Origin of the sequence: Escherichia sp. MOD1-EC6300 (assembly GCF_002965045.1) — a bacterium.
Taxonomy (GTDB): Bacteria; Pseudomonadota; Gammaproteobacteria; order Enterobacterales; family Enterobacteriaceae; genus Escherichia; species Escherichia coli_F.
In genome coordinates this window covers 266371-289748 of record NZ_PTRH01000001.1, presented here as the reverse complement: position 1 = coordinate 289748, position 23378 = coordinate 266371, and the positions used below count along the sequence as shown (strand labels likewise).

22 protein-coding genes are annotated in these 23378 nt (G+C 50.6%); 16 read left to right on the top strand and 6 right to left on the bottom strand.

Translation table 11 applies throughout. From position 1 onward, the window contains the following. Positions 1-133 precede the first annotated feature (133 nt). Positions 134-1615, bottom strand: coding sequence for an outer membrane channel protein TolC (gene tolC, locus BGE37_RS01420; protein ID WP_000735299.1), 1482 nt, complete (start codon positions 1613-1615; stop codon positions 134-136). A gap of 204 nt (positions 1616-1819) precedes the next feature. Between tolC and nudF the strand changes: the two genes are divergently transcribed. Genes nudF through parE form a run of 5 tightly spaced genes read left to right on the top strand, consistent with a single transcriptional unit; the run spans position 1820 to position 6226 of the window. Next, entirely contained in the window at positions 1820-2449 is a 630-nt protein-coding gene (gene nudF, locus BGE37_RS01415; RefSeq protein WP_000917127.1) for an ADP-ribose diphosphatase, read from the top strand. Then, positions 2450-2872 carry a DUF1249 family protein gene (locus BGE37_RS01410; RefSeq protein WP_000833393.1) on the top strand — a complete coding sequence of 141 codons (423 nt, stop codon included), beginning with the start codon at positions 2450-2452 and terminating at the stop codon, positions 2870-2872. Positions 2873-2896: 24 nt separating this feature from the next. Then, complete coding sequence (gene cpdA / locus BGE37_RS01405; protein ID WP_105276767.1) at positions 2897-3724, top strand: 3',5'-cyclic-AMP phosphodiesterase; 828 nt, start codon at positions 2897-2899, stop codon at positions 3722-3724. Beyond that, positions 3724-4305, top strand: coding sequence for an esterase YqiA (gene yqiA / locus BGE37_RS01400; protein WP_000105733.1), 582 nt, complete (start codon positions 3724-3726; stop codon positions 4303-4305). The genes cpdA and yqiA overlap by 1 nt, the downstream gene beginning before the upstream one ends. Before the next feature lie 28 nt (positions 4306-4333). After that, positions 4334-6226 (top strand): DNA topoisomerase IV subunit B, encoded by a 1893-nt coding sequence (gene parE / locus BGE37_RS01395; protein ID WP_105287694.1) that lies wholly within the window; start codon positions 4334-4336, stop codon positions 6224-6226. A gap of 63 nt (positions 6227-6289) precedes the next feature. Here the strand turns inward: parE and BGE37_RS01390 are convergent, their stop codons facing one another. Continuing rightward, the gene (locus tag BGE37_RS01390) at positions 6290-8431 is read right to left on the bottom strand and encodes a TonB-dependent siderophore receptor (RefSeq protein WP_105287693.1); all 2142 of its coding nucleotides are present in this window, start codon (positions 8429-8431) and stop codon (positions 6290-6292) included. 373 nt (positions 8432-8804) lie between these two features. Here BGE37_RS01390 and BGE37_RS01385 point away from each other — a divergent pair, with 373 nt between their 5' ends. From BGE37_RS01385 to BGE37_RS01365, 5 genes are read left to right on the top strand one after another with little or no spacing between them, the layout of a single operon-like run. Next, the gene (locus BGE37_RS01385; RefSeq protein ID WP_032185143.1) at positions 8805-9614 is read left to right on the top strand and encodes an ABC transporter ATP-binding protein; all 810 of its coding nucleotides are present in this window, start codon (positions 8805-8807) and stop codon (positions 9612-9614) included. Then, positions 9611-10594, top strand: a complete 984-nt coding sequence (locus tag BGE37_RS01380; RefSeq protein WP_032185142.1) for a FecCD family ABC transporter permease — start codon at positions 9611-9613, stop codon at positions 10592-10594. The genes BGE37_RS01385 and BGE37_RS01380 overlap by 4 nt, the downstream gene beginning before the upstream one ends. Before the next feature lie 8 nt (positions 10595-10602). Beyond that, positions 10603-11640 carry a FecCD family ABC transporter permease gene (locus tag BGE37_RS01375; RefSeq protein ID WP_001298372.1) on the top strand — a complete coding sequence of 346 codons (1038 nt, stop codon included), beginning with the start codon at positions 10603-10605 and terminating at the stop codon, positions 11638-11640. 10 nt (positions 11641-11650) lie between these two features. Beyond that, on the top strand, positions 11651-12598 hold the full coding sequence (locus tag BGE37_RS01370) for an iron-siderophore ABC transporter substrate-binding protein (protein ID WP_001298369.1): 948 nt from the start codon (positions 11651-11653) through the stop codon (positions 12596-12598). Then, positions 12595-13482 carry a MurR/RpiR family transcriptional regulator gene (locus tag BGE37_RS01365; protein ID WP_032185141.1) on the top strand — a complete coding sequence of 296 codons (888 nt, stop codon included), beginning with the start codon at positions 12595-12597 and terminating at the stop codon, positions 13480-13482. The genes BGE37_RS01370 and BGE37_RS01365 overlap by 4 nt, the downstream gene beginning before the upstream one ends. A gap of 44 nt (positions 13483-13526) precedes the next feature. On the opposite strand, the gene BGE37_RS01360 is transcribed toward BGE37_RS01365, so the two are convergent. Together BGE37_RS01360 and mdaB are read right to left on the bottom strand one after the other, a co-directional pair. After that, on the bottom strand, positions 13527-13841 hold the full coding sequence (locus tag BGE37_RS01360; protein ID WP_000633737.1) for a putative quinol monooxygenase: 315 nt from the start codon (positions 13839-13841) through the stop codon (positions 13527-13529). A 30-nt stretch (positions 13842-13871) separates the two neighbouring features. Continuing rightward, positions 13872-14453 carry an NADPH:quinone oxidoreductase MdaB gene (mdaB, locus tag BGE37_RS01355; protein WP_105276764.1) on the bottom strand — a complete coding sequence of 194 codons (582 nt, stop codon included), beginning with the start codon at positions 14451-14453 and terminating at the stop codon, positions 13872-13874. 316 nt (positions 14454-14769) lie between these two features. On the opposite strand from mdaB, the gene BGE37_RS01350 reads away from it, so the two are divergent. Next, entirely contained in the window at positions 14770-15102 is a 333-nt protein-coding gene (locus BGE37_RS01350; RefSeq protein WP_105276763.1) for a DUF2645 family protein, read from the top strand. 45 nt (positions 15103-15147) lie between these two features. Here the strand turns inward: BGE37_RS01350 and qseC are convergent, their stop codons facing one another. Together qseC and qseB are read right to left on the bottom strand one after the other, a co-directional pair. Next, complete coding sequence (gene qseC / locus BGE37_RS01345; protein ID WP_000673371.1) at positions 15148-16497, bottom strand: quorum sensing histidine kinase QseC; 1350 nt, start codon at positions 16495-16497, stop codon at positions 15148-15150. Beyond that, positions 16494-17153 (bottom strand): quorum sensing response regulator transcription factor QseB, encoded by a 660-nt coding sequence (gene qseB, locus BGE37_RS01340; protein WP_001221493.1) that lies wholly within the window; start codon positions 17151-17153, stop codon positions 16494-16496. The genes qseC and qseB overlap by 4 nt, the downstream gene beginning before the upstream one ends. A 151-nt stretch (positions 17154-17304) precedes the next feature. Here qseB and ygiW point away from each other — a divergent pair, with 151 nt between their 5' ends. From ygiW to plsC, 5 genes are all read left to right on the top strand, one after another. Then, positions 17305-17697: an OB fold stress tolerance protein YgiW gene (gene ygiW, locus BGE37_RS01335; RefSeq protein WP_105276760.1), complete on the top strand. Its 393-nt coding sequence runs from the start codon at positions 17305-17307 to the stop codon at positions 17695-17697. A 52-nt stretch (positions 17698-17749) separates the two neighbouring features. After that, entirely contained in the window at positions 17750-18232 is a 483-nt protein-coding gene (locus tag BGE37_RS01330) for an AraC family transcriptional regulator (RefSeq protein WP_000793821.1), read from the top strand. 108 nt (positions 18233-18340) lie between these two features. Further along, positions 18341-19948: an ABC transporter substrate-binding protein gene (locus BGE37_RS01325; protein WP_105287692.1), complete on the top strand. Its 1608-nt coding sequence runs from the start codon at positions 18341-18343 to the stop codon at positions 19946-19948. A 137-nt stretch (positions 19949-20085) separates the two neighbouring features. Then, positions 20086-22344, top strand: a complete 2259-nt coding sequence (parC, locus tag BGE37_RS01320; RefSeq protein ID WP_001281881.1) for a DNA topoisomerase IV subunit A — start codon at positions 20086-20088, stop codon at positions 22342-22344. Positions 22345-22577: 233 nt separating this feature from the next. After that, a complete protein-coding gene (gene plsC, locus BGE37_RS01315) occupies positions 22578-23315 on the top strand; it encodes a 1-acylglycerol-3-phosphate O-acyltransferase (RefSeq protein WP_000965713.1) in 738 nt (245 codons plus the stop codon). The last annotated feature ends 63 nt before the right edge of the window (positions 23316-23378 follow it).

Below are 23378 nucleotides of genomic sequence, written 5' to 3'. Positions count from 1 at the left end.
ACCAGTGGTAAATACCCATCAGAATAGAGGATGGCTGGTCGAAATTGAAGCGGGAAGGGGGAAGAATGCGGCAGATAACCCGTATCTTTACGTTGCCTTACGTTCAGACGGGGCCGAAGCCCCGTCGTCAGCATCAGTTACGGAAAGGGTTATGACCGTTACTGGTAGTCGTGCGTGCGGATGCTTGCTGAACGGCTGGGGCTGGGCTATCTGGTGCATAACCATCAGCAATAGCATTTTGTTCTGGCGTTTGCGGCGCAACGTTTTCTGGATTAGTGGAAACCGGTTTGCTCAGCGCATTGTTCAGTGCCAGCAGATCCTGCTCGTTCAACGTACCCAGAGCTGATTTAATATTCAACTGGTTAATCAGGTAGTTATAACGCGCATTCGCCAACTCTTGCTTGGCGTTGTACAGCGTGGTGGTCGCATCCAACACATCAACAATGGTACGCGTACCGACCGAGTAGCCCGCTTCCATCGCGTCTAATGAGCTTTGAGCGGAAACTACGGCTTGTTTGTAGGCGTTAATGCTACTGATAGAAGCATTAATGTTGTTGAATGAGGAACGTACGGTTTGCACGACGCTACGATGGGCGCTTTCCAGTTGCTCACTGGCACCAACAAAGTTGTACTGGGCCTGTTTCACCTGCGAGTTAACCATTCCGCCCTGATAAATCGGCAGCGAGAAGCTCAGGCCAACTTTGTTCTGGCCCATATTGCTATCGTCATACTGGGTACCAGCGGCACCACGGGTTTTCGAACCGCTATATGAGGTGTCAGAAATCCCGGTAGAAGCCGTTAAATCCAGAGTCGGTAAGTGACCATCCTGCGCCTGGCGAATTTGCTCGCGCGCCAGGTCTTGGCTCAAGCGTGCCTGTAACAGCGACAGGTTGCGTTTTTCGGCTTCTTTCAGCAGCGCGTTAACCGGCTGCGGTTTGTCGGTTTTAAAGTTTTCGACATTCAGCGCCGCCAGTTCCGGATAATAGTTACCGGTGATCTGACGCAGTTGCTCTACAGCGTTATCGAGGTTATTACGTGCGGTCACTTCATTCGCCAGCACGGTATCGTACTGTGCACGGGCGTTCTGCACGTCGGTGATCGCCACCAGGCCCACGTTAAAACGTTGAGTGGTTTGATCTAACTGACGGTAGATCGCTTCTTTTTGCGCCTGTGTATAGGAAAGAACGTCAATCGCATTCAACACGTTGAAATAAGCGGTCGCGGTGTTGAGGATCAAGGTTTGTTGATCGGTCTGATACGTGACGTCCTGAATACCCGCTGCTTTTTCCTGTAGCGTTAACGCACGCCATTTTGACATATCAAAAATGGATTGAGTTAACTGCAGGGACGCACTGGTCGCGTTAGAGTTGATGCCGTTCGCGTCGCGGTAGCCGTTGCTATAGGTGTAATCTGCACCTAAACCTAGCTGTGGCAGTAATGGACTGCGCGCTTCATTAATTTTTTCAAAGGCAGCATCACGATCGGCGGCAGACTTACGCAATTCCGGGTTACTAAGGCGTGCTTGCTGATAAACTTGCATCAGGTTCTCGGCCTGGCTCAACGTACTGAACCCAGAAAGGCTCAGGCCGATAAGAATGGGGAGCAATTTCTTCATTTGCATTCCTTGTGGTGAAGCAGTATTTAGCGCGATCAAACTGTAAAATTATTGCGGATTCTAGCAGAAGCCGCTACCGCAAAAGGTTGGCGTTACGTGCCATAGGGCGTTAATGTGCCTCAATTTAACACATGACTGCTCAAACGGCAGTCAAACGTCGCTGAAATTCACATTTAATTCACTATTAGTGCCAGGACATTAACAATGCTTAAGCCAGACAACCTGCCCGTTACTTTTGGCAAAAACGATGTTGAAATTATTGCACGAGAAACACTTTATCGCGGCTTTTTTTCATTAGATCTTTATAGATTTCGTCATCGTCTATTCAACGGGCAAATGAGTCGTGAGGTACGGCGGGAAATTTTTGAGCGCGGTCACGCCGCAGTCTTGCTACCCTTTGACCCAGTGCGCGATGAAGTTGTGCTGATTGAGCAGATTCGGATTGCCGCGTATGACACCAGCGAAACCCCCTGGCTACTGGAGATGGTGGCCGGGATGATTGAAGAGGGTGAAAGTGTGGAAGATGTCGCCCGTCGCGAAGCGATTGAAGAGGCGGGACTGATAGTCAAACGGACCAAACCGGTGTTAAGTTTCCTGGCAAGCCCTGGGGGCACCAGTGAGCGTTCGTCAATTATGGTGGGCGAAGTGGACGCCACGACCGCAAGCGGTATTCACGGTCTGGCTGATGAAAACGAAGATATTCGCGTTCATGTGGTAAGCCGGGAACAGGCATACCAATGGGTAGAAGAGGGGAAAATCGACAACGCAGCGTCGGTCATCGCTTTGCAATGGCTGCAGCTGCATCATCAAGCGTTAAAAAATGAGTGGGCATAAATGAAGCGTTACACACCTGACTTTCCTGAAATGATGCGCCTGTGCGAGATGAACTTTTCACAATTGCGGCGTTTGTTACCGCGCAATGACGCACCCGGCGAAACTGTAAGCTATCAGGTGGCAAACGCACAATATCGGCTAACGATTGTGGAATCGACCCGATACACTACCCTGGTGACAATCGAACAGACTGCGCCCGCGATCAGTTACTGGAGCCTTCCGTCAATGACGGTGCGTCTGTATCATGACGCGATGGTGGCTGAAGTGTGTTCAAGTCAGCAGATTTTTCGCTTCAAAGCGCGGTATGATTATCCTAATAAAAAGTTGCATCAACGCGACGAAAAGCATCAAATTAACCAGTTTTTAGCGGACTGGTTGCGATACTGTTTAGCACATGGAGCGATGGCGATTCCGGTTTATTAGCGTCGTGAAACCTAAGGACACCATTTGGAAAGCCTGTTAACCCTTCCTCTGGCTGGTGAGGCCAGAGTCAGGATTTTACAAATTACCGACACTCACCTGTTTGCGCAAAAGCACGAAGCCCTGTTGGGGGTAAATACCTGGGAAAGCTACCAGGCGGTGCTGGAGGCGATTCGTCCACACCAGCACGAATTCGACCTGATTGTCGCGACCGGTGATTTAGCGCAGGATCAATCCTCTGCGGCCTATCAGCATTTCGCTGAAGGCATCGCAAGTTTTCGTGCGCCCTGCGTCTGGCTGCCGGGCAACCACGATTTTCAGCCTGCGATGTACAGCGCGCTACAGGATGCGGGGATTTCCCCGGCGAAGCGGGTGTTTATTGGTGAGCAATGGCAAATCCTGTTGCTGGATAGCCAGGTGTTTGGCGTGCCGCACGGTGAGCTGAGCGAGTTTCAGCTTGAGTGGCTGGAACGTAAACTGGCCGATGCGCCAGAACGCCATACGTTGCTGCTGCTGCACCATCATCCGCTACCTGCGGGTTGTAGCTGGCTCGACCAACACAGTCTGCGTAACGCGGGCGAACTGGATAACGTGCTGGCGAAGTTTCCGAACGTTAAATACTTGTTGTGTGGACATATCCATCAGGAGCTGGATCTCGACTGGAATGGTCGCCGCCTGCTGGCAACGCCATCGACCTGCGTGCAGTTTAAGCCGCACTGTTCCAACTTCACGCTGGACACCATAGCGCCTGGTTGGCGTACGCTGGAACTCCATGCCGATGGCACGTTGACCACCGAGGTGCACCGCCTGGCAGACTCCCGTTTCCAACCAGATACCGCTTCAGAAGGTTACTGATGTCGACGCTTCTTTATTTACACGGTTTCAATAGTTCGCCGCGTTCTGCGAAAGCGAGCTTGTTGAAAAACTGGCTGGCGGAACATCACCCTGACGTTGAGATGATCATTCCGCAGTTGCCGCCGTATCCTTCCGACGCGGCAGAACTGCTGGAATCCATTGTCCTGGAACATGGCGGCGATTCACTGGGGATCGTCGGTTCATCACTGGGGGGATATTACGCCACCTGGTTGTCGCAATGTTTTATGCTGCCCGCCGTGGTGGTAAACCCAGCGGTGCGCCCGTTTGAACTGTTGACGGACTATCTCGGTCAGAACGAGAACCCCTACACCGGGCAGCAATATGTGCTAGAGTCACGCCATATTTACGATCTCAAAGTCATGCAGATTGACCCGCTGGAAGCGCCGGATTTGATCTGGCTGCTGCAACAGACGGGAGATGAAGTGCTGGATTACCGCCAGGCAGTTGCGTATTACGCCTCCTGCCGCCAGACGGTGATTGAAGGCGGTAACCACGCATTCACGGGCTTCGAAGATTATTTCAACCCGATCGTCGATTTTCTTGGTCTGCACCATCTCTGACGATCAACTCGAATTGCTAACTTAAACCATGACGCAAACTTATAACGCTGATGCCATTGAGGTACTCACCGGGCTTGAGCCGGTTCGCCGCCGCCCGGGGATGTATACCGATACCACGCGCCCTAACCATTTGGGGCAAGAAGTCATTGATAACAGTGTCGATGAAGCACTGGCGGGTCACGCGAAACGCGTGGACGTTATTTTACATGCTGACCAGTCGTTAGAAGTGATTGATGATGGTCGCGGGATGCCGGTGGATATTCACCCTGAAGAAGGCGTTCCGGCGGTCGAACTGATTCTTTGCCGTTTGCACGCGGGTGGTAAATTTTCTAACAAAAACTACCAGTTCTCTGGCGGCCTGCATGGCGTGGGGATTTCGGTGGTTAACGCCCTGTCGAAGCGCGTAGAAGTTAACGTACGCCGCGATGGTCAGATCTATAACATCGCCTTTGAAAATGGCGAAAAGATACAGGATTTGCAGGTTGTGGGCACTTGCGGTAAACGCAATACCGGTACCAGCGTGCACTTCTGGCCGGATGAAGCCTTCTTTGACAGCCCGCGTTTCTCTGTTTCACGCCTGACGCATGTGCTGAAAGCCAAAGCGGTACTGTGCCCGGGCGTTGAGATCACTTTTAAAGATGAGATCAACAACACCGAACAACGCTGGTGCTATCAGGACGGTCTGAACGATTACCTGGCGGAAGCGGTAAACGGTTTACCGACGCTGCCGGAAAAACCGTTTATCGGTAATTTCGCTGGCGATACTGAAGCGGTGGACTGGGCGCTACTGTGGCTACCGGAAGGCGGAGAACTGCTGACCGAAAGCTACGTCAACCTGATTCCTACGATGCAGGGCGGTACGCACGTTAACGGTTTGCGTCAGGGCCTGCTGGACGCAATGCGCGAGTTCTGTGAATACCGCAACATTCTGCCGCGCGGCGTGAAGCTGTCGGCGGAAGATATCTGGGATCGCTGCGCCTATGTGCTGTCAGTAAAAATGCAGGATCCACAGTTTGCCGGGCAGACCAAAGAGCGTCTCTCTTCGCGTCAGTGCGCGGCATTCGTTTCTGGCGTGGTGAAAGATGCCTTCACCTTGTGGCTGAACCAGAACGTTCAGGCGGCTGAACTGCTGGCGGAGATGGCGATTTCCAGCGCCCAGCGCCGTATGCGTGCGGCCAAGAAAGTGGTGCGTAAAAAGTTGACCAGCGGCCCGGCGCTGCCTGGCAAACTGGCTGACTGTACCGCGCAGGACCTTAACCGTACTGAACTGTTCCTCGTGGAAGGTGACTCCGCAGGCGGATCCGCCAAGCAGGCACGCGATCGTGAATATCAGGCGATCATGCCGCTGAAAGGTAAGATCCTTAACACCTGGGAAGTCTCTTCTGATGAAGTGCTTGCTTCGCAGGAGGTGCACGATATTTCGGTAGCGATCGGTATCGATCCTGACAGCGACGATCTTAGCCAACTGCGTTATGGCAAGATCTGTATCCTGGCGGATGCTGACTCCGATGGTCTGCACATTGCCACGTTGCTCTGCGCCTTGTTTGTAAAACACTTCCGTACGCTGGTGAAACACGGTCACGTATATGTAGCGCTACCACCGCTCTACCGCATTGACCTTGGCAAAGAGGTCTATTACGCCTTGACGGAAGAAGAGAAAGAGGGCGTGCTCGAGCAATTAAAACGCAAGAAAGGCAAGCCGAACGTTCAGCGTTTTAAAGGTCTGGGGGAAATGAACCCGATGCAATTGCGCGAAACCACGCTTGATCCGAATACTCGCCGTCTGGTGCAGTTGACCATCGATGATGAAGACGATCAGCGTACTGACGCGATGATGGACATGCTACTGGCGAAGAAACGCTCGGAAGATCGCCGTAACTGGTTGCAAGAGAAAGGCGACATGGCGGAGATTGAGGTCTGATAATCCTCCCGCCAGAAGAATAAAACATAGCCCGGTATACAAGTGTATACCGGGCTTTTTTGATCAAAATTCCATTTTCACCGTGAATTGCACTTCACGAGGATCGCCAATCTGGTTGCCCAGATTATTTGTGGCGATGGAAGAGGTGTAATACGTTTTATCAAACAGGTTTTTGACGTTTAATTGCAGTGTGACCGGATACTGCAATTTCATTTTGTATGCGGCGAAGGCATCGGCAACAAAATAGCCTGGCAGATAATAGTCAGCCCCATTGGTTGCCGAACGACGGCTTACACCATGTCCACCACCGCCAAACGTCAGTGTGTTATTGCCTGGCATGTTATGAATATCATAGGTCAGGAATAGCGAACCGGTATGACGAGGAACATTCGGCAATGGTTTCCCTGCATAATCAGGATCCTCCAGAACCTTAGCATCGGTATAGCCGTAGCTGGCAATGATATTAATGTTTTCAGTTAATGCTCCCGCAAGGTCGACTTCTACCCCTCTTGAACGAACACGGCCTGCCGTTTTGGCAATGGTTTCATCACCAACACTTTCGGTATACAACACATTACGTTTATGGATATCAAACAGCGCAATATCTGCGGTGATACCATCGAATAGCTCGAATTTTGCCCCGACTTCGTAAGCATTAGATGATTCTGGTGGTAGATCGCCAATGTAGCTGGCAATTGACGATTGCGGCATAAATGTTTGCGAATAATTGGCAAATAAGGATACCGATGGCGTCAGTTTGTAGACCAATCCCAGTTTGGGAGTCCATTGTTCATCGCGGCTGTCAGTATTGACATTAAAAGGACGGCCTTTACCCGCATACTGCGTGTAATACTGATAGCGGAGCCCGGCGACGGCAATCCAGTTATCGGTCAGATAGAGTGCATCCTGTGCATAAGCTGAGTAGCTCTCCTGTTTGATCGTCTGATCACTGTCCGACGCCGAGACCGTTGTGCATTTGCTGGTATTGCCATAAACAGGGTTGTAGATATTGAAATCTTTAGCTTTTTTACAGCGAATCATATCTGTGCGCAGAAGATCATAATATTCATATGACACCCCACCCAGAATCTCATTATAGAATCCAGCAACATCAACATTCCCTTGCAGATCCGCACGAGTAGCATGCATACGCTGGGTAGATCCTTGAGTTGCATCAACACGCCGTGTCAGCGTTCCTGTCGTTGCATCATACGCGGTAACACGCGCCTGATTATCGCTGTATTTATCCTGGCTGTAGCTGTAATCAAAGCGCGCTGTCCACTGGCTATTGAGATGATATTCTGCGTTGAGTTGCGCCAGATCGGACTGACCATCTGTAATATTAAACGGTTCGTCAAAACGTATTTTTCGATCAACGTTTACGGGCTGTTTCGTCGTAAGGTCGAAAATCGTTCCACGATCGAACGGAGTTTTATAGTCCCGATGGGAATAGAGCATGGTTACTGTTGCATTATCACCAAACCAGGTGAGTGACGGGGCAATAAATGTACTGCGCTCTTTACCGAAGTTTCGCCAGTAATCTTCATCCTGCACTTCCCCGGTAAGGCGATACGCCAGCTGAGTGCCTTCAATGGGACCTGTGATATCCAATTGCCCAGTGCCTCCGCCAAAACTGGAGGAAGTGGCTGAGACAGTACCATGGAATGTTTTTTCCGGGCGCTTTGTCACGACGTTAATCAGTCCGCCAGGATCGAGAATGCCATACAGCGTGGAGGCCGGACCTTTTAGCACTTCCACACGTTCTGTGGCGGCGTTGAAACTGCGAGGAAGTACAGTTCGCAGGCCGTTGGTCATGATGGAGCCATCCCGGTTAGCACCAAACCCACGACGTACAAAAGCATCCTGAGTCCCGCCTAATGTATTGGTCTGTACCACGTTACTGACGTTATAAAGTGCCTCATCCAGCGTCGTCGCATTCTGATTTTCCAGAACTTGATCGCTAACCGTATTGACCACCTGCGGGATATCCAGCATCGGCATATCGGTTAATGTCGCCGTGGAGGTGCTCAGAGGTTGATAACCATCGGTCGCCTCAGTTGCGGTATTTGCATCCGCTGTAACAGTGATTGTTTCGCCATCTTTGGTCGTTACAGTGTCGGTTGCATGAATCATCGGTGCTGCAAAGAGCAGTGAAAAGAGCGCTCGACCTTTGAGTCCTGAGAATGAAGGTGTGAACATAGCCATTTAGTCTGTTATCCCAAAAACTCGCGGATTGTCGCGAGTGAAAATTGTTTCTTATTGCTCACTAAGCACTATCCGTTTGTTATTTCGCCATCGGATATGTAATTGAGAATCATTCAATCACGCGGTAATGTAGTAGTAAATGAGAAATAACAAAAAATTGCTACATGTGTTTTTATGAAAGGTTTATACAATTTAATTGTTTTTAATTTATTAATATTTAATGTTTTTATTTTTATGTGCAAAAATATTTTACCTGTTATTTACCTTGTTTTTGTGTGGCTTTTAACTGCTTGACTACTACATTTTGTGGCATCAAACTCTCAAAGGAGAATGAGTTTTATTTTTGTTTGTCTTTGATTAAGTTGGCGTACACGTGGCACATAACGCAAAAGGGCAGGGGCTGATCCTCGACAATGTTTCTGCCGGGTATCACAAGAAAATCATTGTTGATGGTGTTTCTTTCTCCGTTCCCACAGAAAAAATGACCGTTCTGGTTGGGGCAAACGGCTGTGGAAAGTCGACGCTGCTCAGCACCATTGCTCGTATCTTGCATCCCATGGGCGGTTCGATATTGCTTGATGGCAACGCGATTCACGAGCAACCAACGAAAGCGTTATCCCGTAGACTTGGGATCTTGCCGCAGTCGCCATTATTGCCGGAGGGCTTAACCGTTTATGAACTGGTGTCGCGTGGGCGTTTTCCCTGGCAGAATTTCATTCGTCAATGGAGCGACGCCGATGAGCTGGCGGTAGAAGAGGCCCTGAAATTAACGGGTACGCAGGAGTTTGCACATTTACCTGTTGAAAAACTCTCTGGTGGGCAGCGCCAGCGTTGCTGGATTGCGATGGTGTTGGCGCAAAAGACGCCTTATATCCTGCTGGATGAACCCACAACCTGGCTTGATTTACGTTATCAGGTTGAAATTCTTGAGTTATTACATGATTTAACGCGTCATCACGGGCGTACAGTCGTCGTGGTGTTGCATGATCTGAATTTTGCCGTCAATTATGGCGATACGTTGATATTTTTACGCCAGGGGAAAGTGGTGCGTGTGTTGAATGAGGGGGAGCATTGCACGCCTGAGCTGGTAAAAGCGGTCTTTGACGTTGATGTTCACGCATCAATAAATCCTCTGACGGGAAAGCCGTTCTTCATGCCGTTTCGTGGTGTAGAAAAAGTATGATGCGCACAGGGCTGGTTACTGTAATTTTCCTCGCCTTACTGCTGGTGGGATGCGTGGTATATCCAGGGATTGGTGCCCGATTTATTGCACCACAAACGGTGTTGCAGGCATTTCTTCATTTTGATCTGCAAAACTTCGATCACAACGTAATTGTAAGACTCCGTTTGCCGCGTTTAGCGGCAGCATTGCTTACCGGTGCTTCTCTTGGCGTTGCTGGTGCTTTGTTGCAGGCTGTCATTCGTAACCCATTGGGGGAGCCACATATTTTAGGCTTAAATGCCGGAGCCGCTCTTGCTGTCGTTGCCGCCAGTGCGCTTGGACTGGCCTTTCCGATTGGACGCCCACTGCTGGCATCTACGGGGGGCGCGTTATTGTTCCTGTTGATATTGCTGCTTTCCTCCGCAGGGCGTTCAGGGTTAACGCCAATGAAAGTTACTTTATGCGGCGTGGCGCTATCGGCGTTCGTGTCCTCAATAACGGCTGCAATCCTGATTCTTGACGAACAAACACTGCTGGCGATGCGGACATGGCTAGCAGGTGATTTAGCGGGGCAGGATTGGGCGACGCTGGGTACGTCCGCCTGGTTTTCTCTGGGGGGATTTGTGTTAGCCCTTTACCTTGCACCCTCCCTTAACATGTTGGCACTGGGCGATCGCATGGCGCAGGGGCTGGGCGTCTCTGTATTCCGCACGCGAACATTCACCCTGCTTGCGATCGCGTTGCTCTGTGGCGCAGCCGTATCGATTGCTGGCCCCATTGGTTTTGTCGGCCTGCTAGTACCGCAGATTGTCCGGCGTCTGGTATCAGCGGATCTGCGCGTTCTGCTCCCTCTTTCAGCTTGTGTCGGCGCACTTTTGTTATTACTGGCAGATATTATTGCCCGTACGCTTTTCACGCCCCATGAGTTAGCGACCGGTGTCATGACGGCGTTAGTTGGTGCGCCTGTTTTTGTCATTATGGCGACGAGGATGTTCAAATGAGTCGGATAATGAACGTCGGGCTACGCCCACTACGTGTTGGTAAGTTTTCGACACTGGTACGCCCTAAAAATCTGCTGTTGCTTGGTGGGCTGTTCCTGCTTGCGGTTGGAATACTGATATTCGGTCTGATGCAGGGTTCTTTCTCTGTTCCGGCATCGGAAGTAGGACGAGCGTTGTTTGCTCCAGAAAACGTAAGCACAGACGCACGTTATATTGTGCAGGATATTCGCTTGCCGAGAGTCATCATGGCATTGCTATGCGGGGCCATGTTAGGTATGGCAGGGGCCGCAATGCAATCCATTGCACGTAACGGCCTTGCCGATCCTGGTTTAATCGGCGTCAAAGAAGGATGTAGCGTGGCTGTGCTGTGGCTGATTTTCCAGTTTCCAATGCTGGGAATGTTCTGGCGTCCAGTGGCTGGTCTTGCTGGCGGCCTGTTGGTGGCTTTAATCGTGATTTTTTGTGCGCGCGATATTTCCCGCCCGCGATTTGTTCTGATTGGTATTGGTGTTTCCTGGTTTTTCGCCGCCGGTATCGGTGTATTTATGACCACTGCAGATGTTCGAGATGTACAAACTGCATTGATGTGGTTATCGGGAAGCCTGCATGCAGCTAACTGGATGTTAGTCGGTATTTCAGCCTGTTGGATGTTGCCAGCCGCTCTTTTATTGCTGTTCACCGCCAGGACGGCGGATATCGCTCTGCTTGGTCATCAGGTGGCAACCGGGTTAGGCGTGAATAGTTCTCGCCTGGCGTTGTTACGTGTCGCCGCACCCATAATCCTGACAGCCGTCTGCGTTTCGTGTGTTGGTAACATAGGTTTTGTCGGATTGATAGCACCCCATATATCACGTTTTATTCTACGTGGCGGGCAGACGACATTACTGCTGGGGAGCGCGGTATCGGGGGCGTTGTTAGTTATTCTGGCGGATAGCATTGGTCGTTTGGCTTTTTTGCCTTTGCAACTGCCTGCCGGAATCATTATCTCACTGATTGGTGGACCATTTTTTTTGCTACTGCTCTGGCAGCGCAGGAACAGTTTTTAACGGGAGTTATATGCGTTTATTTTTTTCTCTGCTGATACTGTTGTCATTTTTTTCCCGTGCAACAGAACCTGTTCAGGTATTTACTGATGATTTAGGGCGCAAAGTCACTGTTCCTGCTCATCCAAAGAGAATTGTCTCTTTACACGATCTTGATATCACTATTCCTCTGATTGAGCTCGGTGTACCTCCTATCGCCAGCCACGGGCGAACTCGGCCTGACGGTAGCCATTTCATTCGATCTGGCGCGTTATTGACAGGTGTCGACTTTGATAATTCATCGATCGCCTTTATTGGTACCGCTGATATTGATATTGAAGCGATTGTGGCGGCAAAGCCTGACCTGATCATCACAGAACCGACCCGTAATACGCCCATTGAACAACTTGAAAAAATTGCGCCCACGGTGAGCATTGATCATCTCAAAGGGGGCGCGCCAGAAATCTATCGCAAGCTGGCAGAACTTACAGGAACGCAGTCGCAGCTGGCGATACTTGAACGCCGCTATCAGGCACAAATCAATGCGCTGAAGGCGACGCTGGACAGCCAAAAAATAACGGTATCGGTGATTCAGGCAAACCAGGGAAAAATTAATGTGATGCATAGCTATCATTCGCTGGGGCGGGTATTACGCGATGCTGGTTTTCGTTTTCCGCCGCTGATTGAGAGCATTCCTGAAGGTGGGCGAATGGATGTGAGCGCGGAGCGTTTACCTGAACTGGATGCCGATTTTGTTTTTGCAACCTGGCGCGGTGACACCGGGGGTAAACCTCAGGATGAGCTGGCAGCAATGGAAAAAGTCATGCCGGGATGGTGTCAGTTTCTGACTGCCTGTCGTTCCGGGCGTTATGTGCTGATTTCTCGTGAAGAGGCAATTTCTAACTCCTTTGCATCTCTGGGGCTGATGGCTGCGCAGATACAATCACAAATTGCAGGGCGACCTCTACCGGAGGCTAAATGATCCAGAAAGATAAAGCGCGGGTTGATATTTTTGGTGAGCGTTTTCGCACTCGCGCGAGTCAGTTAACGCCTGGGTTAAGAGCTGTCGCCAGCTACATTAATGAGCATCGTGAAGTGGTACTCGAGCAAACGGCGATGGAAATTGCGGCCACGTTGAACACTTCCGATGCCACAGTTATCAGGGCTATACAGGCCCTGGGGTTTGCCGGGCTGCGTGATCTGAAACGCACTCTGGAACAGTGGCTTGGTCCAGCCCTTAGTTCCAGCGAAAAGATGTCTACGACGGTGAGTAACTTGACGAGCGATGTTAACACCGCAATCGACTTTGTTCTTGAAGGGCATTTGTATACCTGTAATGTCCTGTCAGAGCCTGAAAACCGCCACGCGCTTGCGCAAGCTGTAGCGTTGTTGGTGCAGGCACGGCAAGTCGCAATTTTTGGCATTGGCGCTTCGGGTATTCTGGCGGACTATACCGCACGACTATTCAACCGCATAGGTTTGCCTGCCACGGCACTAAACCGTACGGGTATTGGCCTTGCCGAGCAACTGATCGCGCTTCAACGTGGCGATGTTCTGATCATGATGGCGCAAAAATCTGCGCACCGGGAAGGGGTGACAACGCTTCGTGAGGCGAGGCGGCTGGGGATCCCTGTTATTTTGCTGACAAACGCGCTGGATTCACGTTTTAGCAAAGACGCCAGTATCGTGATTCATGTTCCGCGCGGGGATGAAAAAGGGAAAACGCCGCTACATGGTACGGTATTGTTGTGTCTGGAAATGATTGTCTGGTCGGTAGCTTCCGCAGTGCCGCAGCGTGCGGTTAAAACCATTAAGCGAATTAACGATTTCCATCGAGGACTGAAAACGGGAAGAAAGAATGGCTAATCTGGGCTGAGACCGGTAGCAGCACCGGCCTCTTTTCAGGAATGTTAAATCCCCGGTTGCAGGATACGAATATTCATCTCCAGCACGTCGCCTTTTACGGCTTCGCTGTACGCCTTCATGTGCGGGGTTTGCAGGTGCGCTTCAAGGTGCGCGATGCTTTCCCACTGCTCAATCATCACGATAGAATCCGGTGCCATAGACTGGAAACTCACGCCAGCAGCGCAATCCACCATTGGCGCATAGCCGTGGCAACCTTCTTCTTTCAATACGGTTGGAACGATTTTAGCAAACTGATCCAACACTGCCTGACGGTGATGTTGACCTGGACGAGTACGGATTTCTGCGATTACTGTAATCATGGTTAACTCCTTCTAAAGCCAGAGCTCTAGTTAACCAAAAATTTCCACAAGATGCTTGCGATATTCTTCAGTATAGCGGGGAACATCAGGCATTTTTATCACGTCATTAGCGATAAATGTCGGCAGCGGTTCCATACCGAGGAATTGGTTTGCTTTATGGAACGGCAGGTACACACCGTCAACACCAACGCCGTGGAAGAACTGATCTTTTTCGGTGAAGGCTTCCATTGGTGCGTTCCAGGTCAGGGAAAGCATATATTTTTTGCCCTGTATCAGGCCGCCGGAACCGTATTTTTTTGATGGATCTTTGCGGGTACGACCATCGCTGGCATACAGAGTCCCGTGACCTTCGGTGAATACATCATCAATATATTTTTTCACTGTCCACGGCGCGCCCATCCACCAGCCTGGCATCTGCCAGATCACCACATCAGCCCAGAGAAAGTTTTGTACTTCGGCTTTGACATCGTAGTCGCTCTCGGCGCGAACAATACGGACATCATGCCCGAGGTCGCGCAGCGTGCCATCCGCGACTTCGGTCAGGGTGTCGTTCAGTTGACCATTGGAGTGGGCGAATTTTTTCGCGCCGTTGATAATCAGGATGTTGCTCATTTTTTAACCTCAAGGTGAGACGTTTGCCGACTATAGTACGTCACAGAGCGGTACGGTGAAATTAGCAAAATGTGCAAAGTCTTTTGCGAATTTAGCAAAAGTCTGATCTTGCTCCGATTCACCGATGCAGGATAAATATTTTCTGAAAATGACAATACTGATAGCCATTCCTCATAATTCCTACTCGCACCGGATTAATTTACAGGTTTGGTTCGGTTTTTTGGGGATTAAAAATATGGCGTTGGATAAGTAAAAATGAAAATATCAACGCGTCACGTTGATAATTATAAATGGATTTTTATGAGCGTGCTAACATATGTTAAAGCATAAAATTCAAACAATATTTGAAGCTCTGTTATATATAGTGCTTACTTATTGGTTAATAGATGCTTTTTTTGCATTCAATAAGTATGACTGGATGCTTGAGTCGGGAGACAATATTTGCAGTATACCTTCCGTTTCAGGCGAAGATCGTATATTGCAAACAATGATTGCAGCATTTTTTCTTCTGACGCCACTTATTATTCTTATCTTAAGAAAACTCTTTGTGCGAGAAATCTTTGAGTTTTGGTTATATGTAATCTCGCTCGTTATTTGTTTGGTTTGTGGTTGGTGGCTTTTTTGGGGACGGTTTATATTTTGCTATTAATAAAATCTATGAGAGTCGTTTTAACGGCTCTCATAGACAGAGAAGTTACCAGCTTACTTTCGCCTCAAATCCACCTTGTTCCGCATTCCCAAACTCAACATTCATGCCATGCAGCTTGGCGATTCGCTGGACAATTGAAAGCCCAAGTCCACTGCCGGTAGCGGTTTGTCCGGGTGGGCGATAGAAGCGTTCGCCAATTCTCGCCAGTGCCTCTGGTGTCACACCGGGGCCGTTATCCCTCACGATGAAATTATCGGCATTCAGCGTGACGTCCACCACGCTACCTTGTGGACTGTAGCGCACGGCGTTATCCAGCAAATTTCGCACCAACAAACTTAGCAATAGCGGTTGTCCGGTGCGTTTGATGCCGTGGGCATTGAGTGTCAGTCGCACGTCAATTTTTGCCTGCTGCGCCGTGTGGTAAATATCCATCACCGACGATTGCAGGAGATCTTCAAGCGGGATCTCCGCGACGTCCTGAAGGTTATCCAGTGAGTCCAGCCGCGATAGCGTGAGCAGTTGATCAACCAGACGAGTAGCACGATCGATCCCGGAATGTAATTGGAGCAGCGCTTTTTTCCGCGCCTGCGGATCATCGTCAGAGAGCTGCGCAACTTCGGTTTGCACTTTCAGCGCCGTTAACGGGCTTCGTAGTTCATGCGCTGCGTCGGAGGTAAAGCGTCGTTCACGAACCATCATCGCATGTGTGCGGGCGAACAGTTGATTTAGCGACTCAACCAGTGGACGCACTTCGCTGGGTACGCCCGTCGCGTTTAGTGGTTTTTCCGAGTCAGGGTCACGCATACGTAGTGCCAGCGCCAGTTTGTTCAGCGGCGCGAGTTCACGACCCAGTAGTACCATCATGATGATTAACATAATCGGCAGTGCGACAAGCCACGGGATCAATTGCCCGGCAACAATTGCCAGCGCCATGTCTTCGCGGTATTCCCATTCCTGACCAACAACGATGCGATATTTGCCATCAGGTGAGGTCATCCAGACAAAACGCCAGGGATCGTCTTCACCGACCAGTTGCCCGTCAGCAAAACCTTCCCGTTGATAGCTATAGGGAATATCTTCTCCGTTATCCCCATCATTAAGGACCATTCTGCCGTCGTGGGTAAAGATGGCAAAGGTCAGCGCATCGTCATCAACATGACCGTGTTTTAATTTATTTGGCGTCTGTGCCATGCGATCCGCCGCGTTGATTTCGTTGAGATCGAGCGTACTTAACCGTTTGGCAAACAGCATCAGTTGGGTGTCGAACAACTCATCGACGTTATCCGTTGTTTGTTTCCAGGCGACAAAGCTGGAAAGCAGCCAGGTCACCGAGGCCAGAATTAAAAAGATTAGCGTCAGCCTGACTCGCAGACTAAGACGTTGGGTAAATTTCATTTCTCACCTAATGTGTAGCCAATACCATGAACGGTACGAATAAAATCACTGCCGAGTTTGCGTCGCAGATGATGTACATGCACTTCAACGGCATTACTGGTGACCTCTTCGTCCCAGGTATACAGTTTCTCTTCAATCAGTTTGCGCGGCAGTACCCGACCAGCGTTACGCATCAGTAATTCCAGCAGGGCAAATTCTTTTGGTTTCAGCGTTAAGGGTTCGCCAGCCAGCGTGGCGATACGTTTGCCGGGGTCGAGCATGACGTTACCGTGGCGCAGCTCGTTGCTGGCCTGGCCGTTGGTTCGGCGCATCAGAGCTTCCAGCCTGGCGGCGACTTCTATCAACGCAAAAGGTTTACACAGATAATCGTCAGCTCCCAGACGCAGCCCTTCTACACGTTCCGCCAGCGCATCGCGCGCAGTCAGGATTAATACCGGCTCACGCTGACCTTTTTCTCGCCATTCGCGCAAAATATCGCGACCATCCATGCCCGGTAAGGTTAAATCCAGGATCACCGCATCATAAGGTGCGCTATATAGCGCCTCTTTTCCCTGACGACCTTGTGTAAACCAGTCGACGCTAAAACCCATTTTACTAAGGCCCGTTTTGATGCCGTCGCCAATCAGCATGTCATCTTCTATCAGTAAAATTCGCATTTTTTCATCCCTGCGATAACCATATTTGCTGCCAGTAAACCGTGTTGTAACGCGCTCTGTACAGCACTAAATTTTATTTTTTTCCCTTAAGAAGTTGTTAAGGACTATCTTGTTAAATGCTCGAAAACAGACATTAAAGGGAGTAATAAACATGAAAAAATTCGCAGCAGTAATCGCAGTAATGGCCCTGTGCAGTGCACCGGTGATGGCAGCAGAGCAGGGCGGTTTTTCTGGTCCATCGGCAACACAAAGTCAGGCCGGAGGATTCCAGGGGCCGAATGGCAGCGTAACGACCGTAGAAAGCGCAAAATCCCTGCGTGATGACACTTGGGTCACCCTGCGCGGCAATATCGTTGAACGTATCTCTGACGATCTCTACGTGTTCAAAGATGCCAGCGGTACTATCAATGTTGATATCGACCACAAACGCTGGAACGGCGTGACGGTGACCCCGAAAGATACCGTTGAGATTCAGGGTGAAGTCGATAAAGACTGGAACTCTGCTGAAATTGACGTCAAACAGATCCGCAAAGTAAATCCGTAATTGTTAGCGCTCCCGGGACACGTTCCCGGGAATAATTTCGCAGGGAGGCAAAATGAAAAACCTGACACTGGATGTAAATATTATCGATTTCCCATCAATCCCTGTGGCGATGTTGCCACATCGCTGTAGCCCTGAATTGCTCAACTACAGCGTGGCGAAATTTATCATGTGGCGTAAAGAAACGGGGCTTTCTCCTGTTAACCAAAGCCAGACTTTTGGTGTCGCCTGGGATGACCCTGCCACCACCGTACCGGAAGCGTTTCGCTTTGATATCTGCGGCAGCGTTAACGAACCGATTCCCGATAATCGTTATGGCGTGAGTAATGGTGAACTTACCGGTGGACGTTATGCCGTGGCCCGCCACGTTGGCGAGCTGGACGATATTTCACATACGGTATGGGGCATCATTCGCCACTGGCTGCCTGCAAGCGGCGAGAAAATGCGTAAAGCACCGATTCTGTTTCACTACACCAATCTTGCCGAAGGGGTAACAGAGCAGCGACTGGAAACGGATGTTTATGTGCCGTTGGCGTGATGAAGAATCTTTACCGGAGTGTGAGCCAAATCACTCGCGATAAGTTTGAGCGAACAATGCCACAGGCGTATTGTTGTTGGGCTTATAATTTCTCCGGTAAGGAATACCATGTATACGCGAAATTTATTATGGCTGGTCAGCCTGGTAAGTGCGGCTCCTCTCTACGCTGCTGACGTTCCCGCCAACACACCGCTCGCCCCGCAACAAGTCTTTCGTTACAACAATCATAGCGACCCAGGTACGCTCGACCCGCAAAAGGTGGAGGAGAATACTGCCGCGCAGATTGTGCTGGATCTGTTTGAAGGTCTGGTATGGATGGACGGTGAAGGCCAGGTGCAGCCCGCTCAGGCTGAACGCTGGGAGATACTGGACGGCGGCAAGCGCTATATTTTCCATCTGCGTAGAGGTTTGCAGTGGTCAGACGGTCAGCCTCTGACGGCAGAGGATTTTGTCCTCGGCTGGCAGCGCGCGGTTGACCCGAAAACGGCAAGCCCTTTTGCTGGCTATCTGGCACAGGCGCACATTAACAATGCCGCGGCTATTGTTGCGGGTAAAGCAGATGTTACATCGCTGGGTGTCAAAGCGATGGATGATCGTACTATTGAAGTTACGCTTGAGCAGCCGGTTCCTTGGTTCACGACGATGCTCGCCTGGCCGACGCTGTTCCCGGTTCCCCATCATGTAATCGCGAAATATGGCGATAGCTGGAGTAAGCCTGCGCATATGGTTTACAACGGTGCCTTTGTGCTTGATAAATGGGTAGTTAACGAAAAGATTACTGCACGCAAAAATCCAAAGTACCGCGATGCGCAACATACGGTATTGCAACAGGTTGAGTATCTGGCGCTGGATAATTCGGTCACCGGCTATAACCGCTATCGCGCGGGAGAGGTCGATCTCACCTGGGTTCCGGCACAGCAAATTCCTGCCATTGAAAAATCACTGCCTGGCGAGCTACGAATTATCCCGCGTCTGAACAGCGAATATTACAACTTTAACCTTGAGAAACCGCCATTTAACGATGTGCGGGTGCGTCGGGCGCTATATCTTACGGTTGATCGACAGCTTATTGCGCAAAAGGTACTGGGGTTGAGAACGCCCGCAACCACGCTGACGCCGCCAGAGGTAAAAGGCTTTAGCGCGACGACGTTCGATGAACTGCAAAAGCCAATGAGTGAGCGTGTCGCGATGGCAAAAGCCTTGCTGAAACAGGCGGGATACGACGCCTCTCATCCGCTACGCTTTGAGCTGTTCTACAACAAGTACGATCTGCATGAAAAAACCGCGATAGCGTTGTCTTCCGAATGGAAAAAATGGCTGGGTGCACAGGTGACGCTGCGCACAATGGAGTGGAAAACCTATCTTGATGCCCGACGAACCGGTGATTTCATGCTGTCTCGGCAGTCGTGGGATGCGACGTACAATGATGCTTCCAGCTTTCTGAGCACGCTCAAAAGCGATAGTGAAGAAAACGTCGGTCACTGGAAAAATGCGCAGTATGACGCCTTACTAAACCAGGCCACGCAGATCACTGATGCGACAAAGCGTAATGCGTTGTATCAGCAGGCAGAAGTAATCATCAACCAGCAGGCACCGCTGATTCCTATCTACTATCAGCCGTTAATCAAACTGCTTAAACCCTACGTTGGCGGTTTTCCGCTGCATAATCCCCAGGATTATGTCTACAGCAAAGAGTTGTATATCAAGGCACATTGATGCCTTTATCGCCGTCGGAGCACGTCCGGCGGCGCTATTCACGCTGATCTCCTGTGACTCGACGCGGCAGATAATGTAGTATCTCCGGCAATATTGCCCCTTTGAAGGCTGGCGAATAAGTTGAGGAATCAGAATTAATGAGCGATATGGCAGAGCGCCTTGCGCTACATGAATTTACGGAAAACGCCTACTTAAATTACTCCATGTACGTAATCATGGACCGTGCGTTGCCGTTTATTGGTGATGGTCTGAAACCTGTTCAGCGCCGCATTGTGTATGCGATGTCTGAACTGGGACTAAATGCCAGCGCCAAATTTAAAAAATCGGCCCGTACCGTCGGTGACGTACTGGGTAAATACCATCCGCACGGCGATAGCGCTTGTTATGAAGCGATGGTCCTGATGGCACAGCCGTTCTCTTACCGTTATCCGCTGGTTGATGGTCAGGGGAACTGGGGCGCGCCGGACGATCCGAAATCGTTCGCAGCAATGCGTTACACCGAATCCCGGTTGTCGAAATATTCCGAGCTGCTATTGAGCGAGCTGGGGCAGGGTACGGCTGACTGGGTGCCAAACTTCGACGGTACTTTGCAGGAGCCGAAAATGCTACCTGCCCGTCTGCCAAACATTTTGCTTAACGGCACCACCGGTATTGCCGTCGGCATGGCGACCGATATTCCACCGCATAACCTGCGTGAAGTGGCTCAGGCGGCAATCGCATTAATCGACCAGCCGAAAACCACGCTCGACCAGCTGCTGGATATCGTGCAGGGGCCGGATTATCCGACCGAAGCGGAAATCATCACCTCGCGTGCCGAGATCCGTAAAATCTACGAAAATGGTCGCGGTTCTGTGCGTATGCGCGCGGTGTGGAAGAAAGAAGACGGTGCGGTGGTTATCAGCGCATTGCCGCATCAGGTTTCTGGTGCGCGCGTACTGGAGCAAATTGCTGCGCAAATGCGCAACAAAAAGCTGCCGATGGTTGACGATCTGCGCGATGAGTCTGACCACGAGAACCCGACCCGTCTGGTGATTGTGCCGCGTTCCAACCGCGTGGATATGGATCAGGTGATGAACCACCTCTTCGCAACCACCGATCTGGAAAAGAGCTATCGTATTAACCTCAATATGATCGGTCTGGATGGGCGTCCGGCGGTGAAAAACCTGCTGGAAATCCTTTCCGAATGGCTGGTGTTCCGCCGTGATACCGTGCGCCGCCGTCTGAACTATCGTCTGGAGAAAGTCCTCAAGCGCCTGCATATTCTGGAAGGTTTGCTGGTGGCGTTTCTCAATATCGACGAAGTGATTGAGATCATTCGCAATGAAGATGAACCGAAACCGGCGCTGATGTCGCGCTTTGGCCTCACGGAAACTCAGGCGGAAGCGATCCTCGAACTGAAACTGCGTCATCTCGCCAAACTGGAAGAGATGAAGATTCGCGGTGAGCAGAGTGAGCTGGAAAAAGAGCGCGACCAGTTGCAGGGCATTTTGGCTTCCGAGCGTAAAATGAATAACCTGCTGAAGAAAGAACTGCAGGCAGACGCGCAAGCCTACGGTGACGATCGTCGTTCGCCGTTGCAGGAACGCGAAGAAGCGAAAGCGATGAGCGAGCACGACATGTTGCCGTCTGAACCTGTCACCATTGTGCTGTCGCAGATGGGCTGGGTACGCAGCGCTAAAGGCCATGACATCGACGCGCCGGGCCTGAATTATAAAGCGGGTGATAGTTTCAAAGCAGCGGTGAAAGGCAAGAGTAACCAACCGGTAGTGTTTGTTGATTCCACCGGTCGTAGCTATGCCATCGACCCGATTACGCTGCCGTCGGCGCGTGGTCAGGGCGAACCGCTCACCGGCAAATTAACGTTGCCGCCTGGGGCGACCGTTGACCATATGCTGATGGAAAGCGACGATCAGAAACTGCTGATGGCTTCCGATGCGGGTTACGGTTTCGTCTGTACCTTTAACGATCTGGTGGCGCGTAACCGTGCAGGTAAGGCTTTGATCACCTTACCGGAAAATGCCCATGTTATGCCGCCGGTGGTGATTGAAGATGCTTCCGATATGCTGCTGGCAATCACTCAGGCAGGCCGTATGTTGATGTTCCCGGTAAGCGATCTGCCGCAGCTGTCGAAGGGCAAAGGCAACAAGATTATCAACATTCCGTCGGCAGAAGCCGCGCGTGGCGAGGATGGTCTGGCGCAACTGTACGTTCTGCCGCCGCAAAGCACGCTGACCATTCATGTTGGGAAACGCAAAATTAAACTGCGTCCGGAAGAGCTACAGAAAGTCACTGGCGAACGTGGACGCCGCGGTACGTTGATGCGCGGTTTGCAGCGTATCGATCGTGTCGAGATCGACTCTCCTCGCCGCGCCAGCAGCGGCGATAGCGAAGAGTAGTATGCCGGGGAGGGTATTGCTTCCTCCCGCTTGCAAGGAACGCCGGATGAAACGTTAAGTCGTCATCCGGCAGCATATTCAACCCCCGGAAACGATAAAAATTCCCTTGAAACCGTTGTTTATTCATGCGTTGCGATTAACAATACGCTTTTCCAGAGAGCGGCTTTTAACAATGCCCTAACCTGATTTCAGGTGACGTACAATGCCAGTCTCTCAGACCTTCAGAGGGTGTTATGCTATATATCTTTCGTCTTATTATTACCGTGATTTACAGCATCTTAGTCTGTGTATTCGGCTCCATTTACTGCCTTTTCAGCCCGCGTAACCCGAAACATGTAGCCACCTTTGGGCATATGTTTGGTCGTCTTGCGCCGCTGTTCGGCCTGAAAGTTGAGTGTCGCAAACCTGCAGATGCTGAAAGCTACGGCAATGCTATTTATATTGCTAACCACCAGAACAACTATGACATGGTGACAGCATCGAACATTGTGCAACCGCCGACGGTGACGGTAGGTAAAAAGAGTTTGCTGTGGATCCCCTTCTTTGGTCAGTTGTACTGGCTAACCGGCAACTTATTGATCGACAGAAATAACCGCACTAAAGCTCACGGCACCATTGCAGAAGTAGTGAATCACTTCAAAAAACGCCGTATTTCCATCTGGATGTTCCCGGAAGGTACCCGCAGCCGTGGTCGCGGCCTGCTGCCGTTCAAGACAGGAGCATTTCACGCGGCAATTGCGGCGGGCGTCCCGATTATTCCCGTGTGCGTCTCTACAACTTCGAATAAGATTAATCTTAATCGGCTACACAACGGTCTGGTGATTGTCGAAATGCTGCCGCCAATTGACGTCAGTCAGTATGGCAAAGATCAGGTTCGCGAGTTGGCTGCCCATTGTCGTTCGATAATGGAACAAAAAATCGCTGAGCTCGATAAAGAAGTCGCAGAACGCGAAGCCGCCGGAAGAGTTTAAGTCGGCAATCTGTATTTTTGCGGGAACACTTTCCTGCACGGTATTACTTTAGCCAGTTTTACA